The sequence below is a fragment of the Collinsella aerofaciens genome (assembly GCF_027679495.1).
Classification (GTDB): Bacteria; Actinomycetota; Coriobacteriia; order Coriobacteriales; family Coriobacteriaceae; genus Collinsella; species Collinsella aerofaciens_AK.
In genome coordinates, this window is record NZ_JAQEKC010000007.1 from 16269 (window position 1) to 28809 (window position 12541).

Genomic DNA, 12541 nt, shown 5'->3' on the forward strand with positions numbered 1-12541 from the left:
GGAGCTCATTACATGGCATTCGTCCATCTGCACAATCACACTGTTTTCTCCATGCTCGACGGCGCAACCCGTATCCAGGATATGGTCAACCGTGCCGTTGAGCTGGGCATGCCCGCCGTCGCCATTACCGACCACGGCTACATGTATGGCGTGCCCGACCTGGCGCTGGCCTGCGACGCCGTTAACCACAACACGCCCGAGTACAAAACCTGGAGTCACGACAAGGCCTTCTTGGAAAAGGACCGCCGCGACGAGCTGGTGGAGCCCGATCCCGAGGAAAGCCCGCGCGAGCATGCCCAGTATGTGAAGGACATGGCCATGTGGGACGAGAAGGGCAACATCGACGAGCTCAAGCCGCCCCTGGTCATCAAACCCATCTTTGGCTGCGAGGTCTACTTTACGCCGGACGAGACGCTCGCCCGCGACCATAAGCCCGAGCTCTACCACATGATTCTTCTGGCCAAGGACCAGGAGGGCTACGTCAACCTGATGCAGACGGTCTCCGAGGCCGCTGTGCAGGGCTTTTACTACAAGCCGCGCGTGACGCTCGACAACCTGCGTCGCCATGCCAAGGGCATGATCTGCACGAGCGCCTGCATCGCGGGCATCATTCCCAAATACATCGACCGCGGTGACATGGAGGGCGCCATCAAGTGGGCCGAGACCTTCCGCGACACCTTCGACCCTGGCGACTTTTACATCGAGATCCAGGAACACGGTATTACCACCGACAACGGCCTGACCGACGAGCAGATGGACCGCACTCTCATCGACATTGCCAAACAGGTGGGTGTCAAGGTCATCGCCACCAACGACTTCCACTACCTGCGCCGCGAGGACGCGCCCGTACAGGACGTCATCATGTGCATCGGCATGAACGCCAAGGTCGACGACCCCAACCGCATGCGCATGACCGGCTCGGAGTTTTACATGAAGACCGAGGAGGAGATGCGGGCGATGTTCCCGTATTGCCCCGAGGCCTGCGACAACACGCTCGAGATCGCCGACAAGTGCTACGTGGAGCTGGACTGGGATTCCATCATCCTGCCGCGCTTCCCGCTGCTCGACCCCGGCGAGACGCACGAGAGCCAGTTCCGCCGCGAGTGCGAGAAGGGCCTGCGCCAACACTATGGCGATGACTGGGCCACACGCGAAATCGGTGGCGTCAACATCAAAGAGCGCTTTGAGTACGAATACAAGGTCATCTGCGACAAGGGCTTTGCCGCCTACTTCCTCATCGTTGCCGAGTACGTGCAATGGGCCAAGGACAACGGCATCGGCGTCGGCCCCGGCCGTGGCTCGGCCGCCGGCGCTATCGTCGCCTACGCCATGAACATCACCGCGTTCGACCCGCTCGAGAACGGTCTGATGTTCGAGAGGTTCCTGTCCCCGCAGCGTACCGAGATGCCCGATATCGATATGGACTTCGACGATGAGCGGCGCCTCGAGGTCGTGGAGCACGTTCGCCAGCTCTACGGCCCCGAGAAGGTCACCCACGTCATCACCTACTCGACCATCAAGGCCAAGCAGGCCATCAACGATGCCGCGCGCGTTCTGGACTACCCGGTCTACATGGGCCAGCGCCTGTCCAAGATGGTCTCGAGCGACCCCAAGGTCAAGCTCAAGCAGGTACTCGAAAAACAACCCGGCAAAGAGGATCTGTTTAACCCCGACTTTGCCGAGGCCTATAAAAAGGACGACGACGCCCGCCGCATCATCGACACGGCGCTCTCGATCGAGGGCCTTACCCGTGGCGAGGGCGTGCACGCGTGCGCCGTTCTGATTTGCCGCGACCCCGTCAACGAGCACGTGCCCACCAAGCTCGATACCAAGGGCGGCGTCGAGATTACCCAGTACGAGGGCCATACCGTTGCCGACATGGGCCTGCTCAAGATGGACTTCCTGGGCCTGCGTACGCTGACGGTTATCTCCAAGGCCAAGGCCAACATCAAAAAGAACTTCGGCATCGACATCAAAGAGGAAGAGATCCCCTTTGACGATCCCGAGATCTTTAAGCTCATGGGCTCCGGCCACACCGCCGGCGTCTTCCAGGTCGAGTCCGCCGGCATGACGGCCACGATCAAGAACATGAAGCCCACCGAGTACAAACACGTCGTAGCATTGATCGCCCTGTACCGCCCGGGCCCGTTGGGCGCCGGCATGGTCTCGTCCTACATCAACCGTATGAATGGTAAGGAGCCGGCGGTCTCCTACGACGACCGCCTGGACGACATCCTGGGCGAAACCTACGGCACCATGGTCTACCAGGAGCAGGTTATGCTCATCTCCGTCGAGATGTGCGGCTTCTCCAAGGGCGAATCGGACTCGCGTATCCGTAAGCCCGTGGCTAAAAAGAAGATCAAACTGCTCACGTCAACGGTGCTCCACTGGGAGGATGGCTCGGACGAGACCACCTACGACCACTGGATGAACGGCGCTATCAAGAACAACTACACGCGCGAGGTCGCCCAGAAGATTTGGGACGATGTTCTCGAGTTCGCGTCCTACGCCTTTAACAAGTCGCACTCCGCCGGCTACGCCATCCTGGTTATGCAGACAGCGTGGCTCAAGGCGCACTATCCGCACGAGTACATGGCGGCCGTTCTGACGTCCTATACGGGCAAGACCGACAAGATCGTTCACTACGTCTCGGCGTGCCGTCACGACGGCATCCCCGTGCTGTCGCCAGATGTCAACGAGTCCGGTACCGAGTTCACGGCTACCAAGGAGGGCGTGCGCTTTGGTCTGGCCGGCATCCGCGGCGTGGGCACCGGCGTGGCGCAGGCGATTATCGCCGAGCGCGAGGCGGGTGGTCCGTTTAAGACGCTGCACGACTTTGTCGAGCGCGTGGACTCGAGCCAGGCCAACCGCCGTGTGATCGAATCGCTCATCAAGGCAGGCGCCTTCGACTCCACGGGGTATCCGCGTCGCCAGATGATGCACTTTGTGGATAAGAACAACCCCGAGAACATCATCGATGCCGCTGTGAAGCGCCAGAAGGATCGTGCGAGCGGTCAGACGTCGTTCTTCGATATGTTTGGCGACGTTGAGGGCTCGGGCTTTGAGGTGAGCGTGCCCGATCCGGATGGCCAGGAGTGGGACCGCCACCTTAAACTGAGCCAGGAGAAGGAGGTTCTGGGCATCTATGTCTCGGACCACCCGCTGCGCCCGTTTGAGTATGCGCTAGCCAAGGCACGCGACTTCTCGTTCTCGCAGATCGATACCGGCTACGAGGTGCAAAACCCCACGGGCGGTACCATCAACCAGGAGATTCCCGAGGGCAAGGCGCTGTGGTGGGCCGGCATGGTCTCGAGCGTGTCCAAGCGCGTGACCAAAAACGGCGACCCCATGGGCATCGTGCAGCTCGAGGACATGGAAGGCGAGGCCACGGTCGTGGTGTTCCCCAAGACCTACAAGGAGGCCGAGGGGTACCTGTACGGCGAGGTCGATCCCGAGACCGGCGCGCAGCTGTCCGATGCGTTTGTGCGCATTAAGGGCAAGCTCGAGCGCTCGGACCGCGGCGACCAGATCATCGCGCAGGAGATCGTGCCGCTGGAGCTCAACGAGGAGAACAACAAGCCCAAGGTGTTTGAGGTCATGGTGCCCAACAGCCGCTTTAGCCAGGGCAATATGGCGCGTCTTGCCACGGTGCTTACCGCCAACCCGGGCGGCGACCGCGTGGAGATCTTTATCGAGCAGGTGGACGGGCGTGTGCTGCGTGCCGAGGTGCCGGCCAAGGTCAACGCACGCTCGATTCCGCTGTTGGCAGAGGCAAAGGCCATCGTCGGCAACCAAGGCCGCGTGACGGTGATCTAGGGACGGCGTTGCTGGTCCGCGCGAGATTGGAGGAAGTGATGGAGCAGGGGACGTTTGCGCAGGCGCTTCGTAAGGAGGCGGCGCTCAGCAGTACCTTTATGAAGGGGCGCTCGCTCATGCTCAACGGCGCCGTGCTGTCGTTTGAGGACTCCGGCTCGCGCTTCTCCAAAAATGTGACTATTGAGGGCACGGTGCGCGGCTCGCGCGGCGACCTGTACAAGACGCACGTGGCGCTCGACATGGACGAGCACGAGGTTGTCGACTACGACTGCGATTGCCCCGCCGCCTTCCGCTATTCCGGCATGTGCAAGCACGCTATCGCCACGGCGCTGGCGTATCTGGATGCCAGTGGCGCCGAGCCCGTCGAGGGCTTGCGTACGCCGGTCCGCACGTTTACGGCACCGCCCGCACAGTCAAAGCAGCCCACACACCCCGCGCCCACCGCATCTGCGGTCAACCCCAATTTTCCCTTCCCGGCACCCGTCCCCACGAGCCCGAGCCTTGTGGCGGCGCTTTCCGATCTTTCGGACGCGCGCATGGACGAGCTCGTGGCTATGCGTCGCAAGTTCGCCAGCACCATTGACCCCGATGCGCCCAAGGCAGTGCTGGAGCCCTCGCTGGTGCCGTACTACAATCCGCTGTTTGCCGATCGTTTTAACTGGGCACTCGAGTTTCGCATTCGCTGCGGTTCGGTGTCCTACGTGGTTAAGGATATCGACGGCATGGCCGATGCCTATGTGCGCGGCGGTACGTTCTCCTATGGCAAGAAGCTTACGTTTGTCCATGTGCCCGAGGCATTCGATGACGTGTCGACAAAGCTGCTTGACTTTGTTGCAATGACGGTCGCCTACCTAGGTGATATTACGAGCTCGCGCTCGGCATCGTACGACTTTGCCCGCAGCGGCTTTGTCGCCGAGCGTCAGTTGCCGGTATCCGAGTATTCCGTCGTGTCCGTGCTGGACCTGCTGCGTGGCAGGACCCTGTCCTTTGAGCCTGCTTGGTCGCGGGGGACGACGACGCATCGCGCCTACGAGGTGGCGGTCGAGCCGTCGCCGCAGGGGGAGGGCGAAGTCCCGGCCAAGCGCCCGCCGCTCCTTGCCGCCAAGATTGCACCGGCGGCGGGAGGCAGCTACGACTTGCGTCTGCCGGCCGATACGTATTGCTTTGTCGCTGGTGACGCAGCCTATCTGGTCGATACGCGCCGCGCACGCCGTAGCGACACGGCGTTTGCCCAGCATGCGGCACCGTTCCTATCGCACTTGTTGCCCTGCCGCACGCCGGTCCATATCGCCGCCGACCAGGTGGGCGAGTTCTGCCGCATGGCGCTGCCTATCTTGCGCGACTACACCGACCTGACCGCTCCCGCCGCGCTCGACGCCGTGGCGCCCGAGCCGAGCTTTGCCATGGCGATCGGCGTCGACGATGGTCTTGTGACCTGCAAGATTACGGTGACCTACGGCGATTGGTCGGCAGATCTCTTTAGTCTTGGTGCTCCGGGCAGTCCCTTCGAAGAACAACGCCCCGGCGTTCCGCCCCGCGATACGGTGGCGGAGTTTCGCGTTATGGACACGGCTGCCCTGTACTTCGATTTCTACGAGGGCGGCCTGGCATTTGAGGAGCGCGATGACGCCCGCCTGTTCCACTTGCTGACCGAGGGCCTGTCTGCCCTGTCCGAACTGGGCGAGATCATGCTCAGCGATCGCCTGCGCCAGATCTCGGTCCGTCCTGCGCCCAAGCTTTCGGTGCGTGCGACCGTCAAGAGCAACTTGCTCGACGTCGAGCTGGGTGCGAGCGGGCTTTCAGCGGCTGACCTTGCCATCTATCTCGATTCGTATAAGCGCCACCAGACGTTTGCGCGCCTTACGTCCGGCGGCATCGTTCGCCTGGACGAGGGCGCTCGTGCCGCGTTTGGTCTTGCCGAGGACCTGGGCGTCGATGCCGTCGACCTGCTCGACGGCGTGTCGCTTCCCGCCTCGAGCACCCTTTTTGTCGACAGCATGCTCGCGCGCACGCCGGCGCTCGAGGCCGATCGCGACGCCGCGTTCCGCCGCACCGTCGAGCGTCTGGACACGCTCGGCAAGATGGACTTTACGGTGCCCGCCTCGCTCAAGGCTACGCTGCGTGGCTACCAGGTCGACGGCTATCAGTGGCTCGGCTCGCTTGAGCACTTGGGCCTCGGCGGCATCTTGGCCGACGATATGGGCTTGGGCAAAACGCTGCAGATGATCGCACATATCCTGGCGCGCGTGGAGGCGGGGGATACCAAGCCCACGCTCGTGGTATGCCCCGCGTCGCTCGTGTACAACTGGGCTGCCGAGTTGGAGCGCTTTGCCCCCTCGCTTGATGTGTGCGCCATCGTGGGCGCCAAAGCCCAGCGTCGCGTGCAAATTGCCGGCGCAGCCGAGCACAACGTGGTCGTGACGTCGTATGACCTCATGCGCCGCGACATCGACGAATACATCGAGCAGGACTTTACCCGCGTGGTGCTCGACGAGGCCCAGTACATTAAAAACCCGCTCACCCAGGTGGCGCGCGCCGCCAAGCGCCTGCCGGCCGGCGTGCGCTTTGCCCTGACGGGCACGCCCATCGAAAACCGCCTGTCCGAGCTCTGGAGCATCTTCGACTTTTTGATGCCGGGCCTTCTGGGCACGCGCGACTCATTTGCCAAGCGCTTTGAAAGTCCCGTCGAGCATGCTGAGGGCGATAGTGCCGCTCGTCTGCAGGCGCTCGTATCGCCGTTTGTGCTGCGTCGCGTCAAGGAAGAGGTGGTGGCCGATCTGCCCGAGAAGATCGAGGATACGGTGATGGCGCAGCTTACCGGCGAGCAGCGCAAGCTCTACCTGGCCAACCAGGACCGCATTGCCCAGCAAGTGCAGCACCGCGAGGCCGGGGAGTTTAAGAAAGACAAGCTCAAGGTACTTGCCGAGCTCACCAAGCTGCGTCAGATCTGCTGCGACCCGCATCTGCACTATGCGGACTACAAGGCGGGAAGCGCCAAGCTCGATACGTGCATGGAGCTCGTTCACGGCGCGCTTGACGGCGGTCGCCGCATCTTGCTGTTCAGCCAGTTTACGGGCATGCTCGATATCATTGGCAAGCGCCTGGTCAAGGAGGATATCGCCTTTCTTAAGCTTACGGGTGCATCGTCTAAGGAGAGTCGCGCCAAGATGGTTGCGCAGTTCCAGGCGGGCGAGGTGCCGGTGTTCTTGATTTCGCTCAAGGCGGGCGGCGTGGGCCTTAATTTGACGGCTGCCGACGTGGTCATCCACTACGACCCGTGGTGGAACGTGGCGGCGCAGGACCAGGCGACCGACCGCGCCCACCGCATTGGCCAGCAGCACACCGTGACCGTGTACAAGCTCATTGCCAAGGACACGATCGAGGAGCGCATCATGCAGATGCAGGAGTCCAAACGCGATCTGGTCAACAGCGTGCTCGGCGGCGACGGCATCTCATCGGCGCTGTTCACGCGCGAGGATGTTCTGGCGCTGCTCGGCGGCGACGGTCGCTAGCTGCGCGCGGGATGGGGCTGCCGGGTCGGGCCGGGTCACCGGTTCGTCCTGGCCCGACCGCTTGCCTCCCCGTTATGTGTTCATTTGCAATGCCATGGATGGTTCGGCGCTCTTTGGGCATAAGAAGCGTCAAGTACATTGGCACATCAGCAAAGGAGAACATCATGGCGAAATTCTTTAAGGACTCCGATGGCAAGCTCGTTGCCGCCCTTGGCGACGGCGTTGCGACCCCTGCCGGCTGCACGGAGCTGACGGCGAACACCGAGGACGCGGCGCACGAGAAGCACGTGCCTGTTGTCGAGATCGAGCGCGACGGCCACGTCATTCGCGCACGCGTGGGCTCGACGGAGCACCCCATGCTGCCCGAGCACTACATCGAGTGGATCGCGCTTGAGGCCGAGGGGCGCCTGGAGGTCCATTACCTCGAGCCCGGCATGAAGCCCACGACGTTTTTCGCTGGCGGCTCCAAGACCGGTACCGTCTATGCCTACTGCAACCTGCATGGGCTGTGGTCCGCGACGTTCTAGGAGCGCGCCCCCGCTCGGGGTATCATAGCTAGCATATGCACATGCGAGCGCCGGCTGCATTATGCGGCCGGCGCTTTTACTACGACAACGACGATTTACGACGGAAAGGGCTGGGCCATGAAGCTCGCACTTGCACAGATCGATATGCGCCTGGGTGACATCGAGGGCATTTGCGGCCGCATCGAGGACCAGGCTCGCCTGGCTCATGAGCGCGGCGCGCGCGTGCTGTGCGTTCCGGCTCCGCTCTTTATGGGTGCCATGCCGGGCAGCCTGGTGGGCGCTGCCGATTTTGAGCACGATATGCTGACGGGCCTGACGGGCGTTGCCGAGCGCATCCAAGAGCTCGATATGATCTGCATCGTGCCCGCTGCGGTTTCGTTTGAGGGCCAGCCCCTGCTTGACTATATGATGCTTAAGGATGGTCGCGTGGTGCCTGCGCGCGCAAGTATTGCCCTGCAGCGCGGTGAGAACAACGACACACGTTGGGCACCGCCGGTGTTTGACGTGGACGGCGTGCGCATCGCCGTGGTGTTTGACCTGGATCGCGAGCTCGAGATGCTGCCGACCGGTGTCGACCTCATTGCCTATTTCCAGTTTAATGCGTTTGACATGACCGATCGCGAGACCGCCGCCGTCGCCGCCGTGCGCAGCGGTGCTTACCGCAAGATCGCCTCCAAGCGCAGCGTATGGTTTGCCTGCGTGGCTCCGGTCGGCGCCTATGACGAGTCGGTGTATACCGGCGGGTCGTTTGTGCTCGACGATTGCGGTCGCGTGGTGGCCCAGGCGCCGTGCTTTGAGGAGAGCCTGCTGGTTCAGGAGATTCAGCGCGGCGTGATGCTCGATGCCCTGGAGGACCATGAGCTGCCCCAGTTTCGCTCCGAGGAGTGGCTGTGGCAGGCGCTGGTGCTTGCCGTGCGCGACAATGCCCGCGCCCGCGGTGCGTCGCGTGCCGTGGTGGCGCTCGAGGGCGATTTGCCGTCGTCCCTGTTGGCGGCGCTTGCCGTCGACGCTCTGGGCCCGCGTAATGTGATTGGCCTGGTGCTGGGGCGCAACCGCATCTTTACGCCGGCGCAGGAGGAGTCCGAGGCTGCCCGCTGTTCCGCTGTTCGCTCAATCGCCGAGCGCCTGCACATTCGCACCGTCGAGCGCGATGCGCCGGATGCGGCGCGCGTGCTCGACCGCGACGTGTCGGCGGGCGATGCCGAACGCCTGCGTTCGCGTGCGCTGGGCCTGATGCTCGAGGATACGGCGCTCGAGCTGGGCGCCATGGCGTTGAGCCCGCTTTCCAAGACTGAGTACGCACTGGCGGCGCCCGCGCTGTCCGGCGGCTATCAGGGCGACTTTGCGCCCTTTGGTGACGTGTATCTGTCGACGCTCGAGTTTGTTGCACGCGTGCGCAACCGTGCCTCGGCCGTGGTGCCCCAAGAGCTCGTGACACTCAACGCGGTGGAGGATTGCATGGATCGCGTGCTGGCGCAGGCGCTCTCGACGCTCGCCGGCCCGGTTGATATGCTCGATCGCGCGGCGCAGCTGCTGGGCGGGCTTGAGCCGGGCGAGGTCGATGGTGCGCTCGAGTCGCACGTGGACCGCAATCGACCTTTCGACGACATCCCGATGGCCGCCGGCAAGCCCGAGGCCTGCTCGCTGCTGTTGATACTCGTGCGCCAAGGTGAGGCTGCTCGTCACATGCTGCCGACGGTGCCGATCGTCTCGGCCCGTTCGTTTGCCGAGCGCGCTTGGCCGTACATGCTTGCGTGGTCCGATCTGGGGCTCAACGGCAAGGAGCGCATGACGGTTGATTCGCTGGCACGCGCTGAGGTGCGACGCTTTGCCGACGACGATACGAGTGACCGTATGCGCGGCGAGATGATGGGCTTATTAGGCGAGCTGTTGGGTATTTCGCCCGAGCAGATGGAAGAGCTGCGCTCCGAGGACGGTCAGCGTCGTCTGCATGAGGGCATGAAGCGGTTTGAGGGCGAGGTCCAGGACGCCATCGAAAAAATGATGGGCGGCCAGGGCGGACCGCAGGGTGGTCCGATGCCGCATCCGCCGGTAGACCCCCGACAGTTCCCATTCTTCTCGCAGAACTAAAAAGGTTACGCGGTTTTACCAAACCGCGTAACGAGTCGACGCTGCGCGCCCGCCAGAGCGGCAATCTGCCTTTCAATCGTCGGGCATGACCACCAGGTCAATGCCCTCCTCTTTCAAGGCACCTTGCTCGCTCTGGCGGGCGCTCGCTTGCGTATGCTCAACCTACAATTCGATCTCGGCTGACTTATAGGGCTAGCGTTGTGTTATTCTAGAACAGACGTTCGTGAATGATGCGCGGGGCCTTGCCTTGCGCTTGGAAAAAAGGCGAGGGGAGGTTGGCTTGGTCATTTTGGGTATCGACCCCGGTTTGGCCCATACGGGCTGGGGGATTATCGAGGAGCGACGTGGCGAGGTTCGCTGCCGTGCCTACGGTTGTATCGAGACCAGCGCGGGCAGCCCGCTCGCGGTGCGCCTGTCGCATATCGCCCACGACCTCAAGGGCGTCGTCGAACGCTACCGTCCCGATACCGCGGCTATCGAGAGCATCTACTTTGGCGCTAACGTCCGCTCGGCCATCCCCACGGCGCATGCCCGCGGTGCCGCGCTCGTGGCGCTTTCGGAATGCGCGCTCGAGATTGGCGAATACACGCCCATGCAGATTAAGCAGGCCGTGGTGGGCACGGGTGCCGCAGACAAGCGGCAGGTTGCCTACATGGTGCGCACGCTCACGCAGCTCGATCACGACCCTCACCCAGACCATGCCGCCGATGCCCTAGCTTGCGCCATCTGTCACGTTAACCTAAGCCGCACCCGGGCGCTTACCGGCGGCGAGTTCTATCAACAGAGAGGAACCGGATACTGATGATCTCCCAGCTCCATGGAACGCTTATCGAGGCCACGATGAGCTCGGCCGTCGTCGATGTGTCGGGCGTGGGCTTTGAGCTCGGTATTTCGGGCAGCACTGCCGCCACGCTGCCTACGCCCGGCGGTGAGGTTCGCCTCTATACCCGCATGCAGGTGCGCGAGGACGCCATGACGCTTTTTGGCTTTGCTTCCAAGGACGAGCGCACGATGTTCGATCGGCTCGTTTCTGTCTCGGGCGTCGGTCCACGCCTGGCGCTTGCCGTGCTTTCCACCTATACCGTGGGACAGCTGTATTCCCTGGTAATGGCCGAGGATGACAAGGGCATGGCCAAGGTGCCCGGTGTGGGCAAAAAGACCGCCCAACGCCTCATCTTGGAGCTCAAGAGTACCTTTGCCAAGGACAAGGGCTTTGTTCCGGTCGACGTAATTCCCGGTCAGGTTGCGATGCCGGTTCCCGCCGCCGCTCCCTCGGCGATCGATGACGCCCGCGCGGCGCTCCTTTCCATGGGCTTTAGCCCTCAGGAGACCGAGGTTGCCCTGAGCGGGTATGATGGGCAGGATATGCGTGTCGAGGATCTGCTCGGCGCGGCGCTTAAGCGACTCGGAATGGATGCGTGATGTGGGAAGCCGATGACTCTCAGGACCTGTGGGCGACGCCCGGCAACTCGCCGGCGGCATCCATGGCGCACGGCGAGCGCATGGTGGGCTCGGAGCTGACGGCCGAGGACCTCGATGTCGACCGCACTTTGCGCCCCCAGCGCCTGGACGATTACTGTGGTCAGGAGCACATCAAGCAGAGCCTGCGCGTGTTGATCGAAGCGGCGCAGAGCCGTGGCGAGACGCTCGACCACGTGATTTTCTCGGGTCCTCCGGGTCTGGGCAAGACCACGCTGGCCACCGTTATCGCCAACGAGCTGGGCGCTCAGATCAAGACCACGAGTGGCCCTGCCATCGCGCGCACGGGCGACCTGGCGGCCATCCTTACTAACTTGCAGCCGGGTGATGTGCTGTTTATAGACGAGATCCACCGCCTCAACCGTTCGGTCGAGGAGGTCCTGTACCCCGCGATGGAGGACTTTGCCCTCGATATCGTGATTGGCAAGGGTCCGGCGGCGCGCTCGATTCGCCTGGATATTCCCAAGTTTACGTTGGTAGCGGCAACGACCCGCTCAGGCATGTTGACAGGCCCGTTGCGCGACCGCTTTGGCATTTCATATCGCCTGGATTACTACACGGTCGAGGAGCTCGCGCAGATTGTGACGCGCTCGGCGACTATCCTGGGCGTGACGATCGACCGTCCCAGTGCACTCGAGATCGGCTCGCGTTCGCGCGGCACGCCACGTCTTGCCAACCGCCTTCTCAAGCGCGTGCGCGATTACGCACAGGTGCGCGGCAACGGCCCCATCGAGCTCGATATCTGCCGCCAGGCGCTCGAGTTCTTCGAGATCGACGAGCTCGGTCTGGACTGGATGGATATTCGCATTTTGGAGACGCTCGCCAAGACGTTCTCCGGCCGCGCCGTGGGACTTACGACCCTTGCCAGCGCGGTGGGCGAGGACCCAGGCACGCTCGAGGATGTCTATGAGCCCTATTTGCTGCAGTGCGGGTTGATGATTCGTACGCCGCAGGGCCGTCAGGCAACCCTTCGCACCTTTGAGCACCTGGGGATTGAACCTACCGTTTAGGGCGCTTTGTTTTGGCGGGCTGTTGGGCTATCGCTGGGCATCGGGTAAACATATCGCCGTTCATCGGTTATGGGCGTTTTACTATTGCGCGCCCGTGCTATGCTGA

Annotated in this window: 7 protein-coding genes; all 7 read left to right on the plus strand. The window is 62.8% G+C overall.

What is annotated here, in order from left to right; translation table 11 throughout:
• Positions 1–12: 12 nt before the first annotated feature.
• Entirely contained in the window at positions 13–3816 is a 3804-nt protein-coding gene (gene dnaE, locus PGW49_RS03855) for a DNA polymerase III subunit alpha (protein WP_118079527.1), read from the plus strand.
• A 38-nt stretch (positions 3817–3854) separates the two neighbouring features.
• A complete protein-coding gene (locus PGW49_RS03860; RefSeq protein ID WP_270225596.1) occupies positions 3855–7328 on the plus strand; it encodes a DEAD/DEAH box helicase in 3474 nt (1157 codons plus the stop codon).
• A gap of 164 nt (positions 7329–7492) precedes the next feature.
• Positions 7493–7855 (plus strand): desulfoferrodoxin family protein, encoded by a 363-nt coding sequence (locus PGW49_RS03865; protein WP_161156252.1) that lies wholly within the window; start codon positions 7493–7495, stop codon positions 7853–7855.
• Positions 7856–7972: 117 nt separating this feature from the next.
• Positions 7973–9946 (plus strand): NAD(+) synthetase, encoded by a 1974-nt coding sequence (locus tag PGW49_RS03870; protein WP_270225597.1) that lies wholly within the window; start codon positions 7973–7975, stop codon positions 9944–9946.
• A 280-nt stretch (positions 9947–10226) separates the two neighbouring features.
• The gene (ruvC, locus tag PGW49_RS03875; protein ID WP_117639774.1) at positions 10227–10748 is read left to right on the plus strand and encodes a crossover junction endodeoxyribonuclease RuvC; all 522 of its coding nucleotides are present in this window, start codon (positions 10227–10229) and stop codon (positions 10746–10748) included.
• Positions 10748–11368 carry a Holliday junction branch migration protein RuvA gene (ruvA, locus tag PGW49_RS03880; protein WP_225093764.1) on the plus strand — a complete coding sequence of 207 codons (621 nt, stop codon included), beginning with the start codon at positions 10748–10750 and terminating at the stop codon, positions 11366–11368. The genes ruvC and ruvA overlap by 1 nt, the downstream gene beginning before the upstream one ends.
• Positions 11368–12435 (plus strand): Holliday junction branch migration DNA helicase RuvB, encoded by a 1068-nt coding sequence (ruvB, locus tag PGW49_RS03885; protein ID WP_270225598.1) that lies wholly within the window; start codon positions 11368–11370, stop codon positions 12433–12435. Before ruvA ends, ruvB begins: the two co-directional genes overlap by 1 nt.
• Positions 12436–12541: the final 106 nt, after the last annotated feature.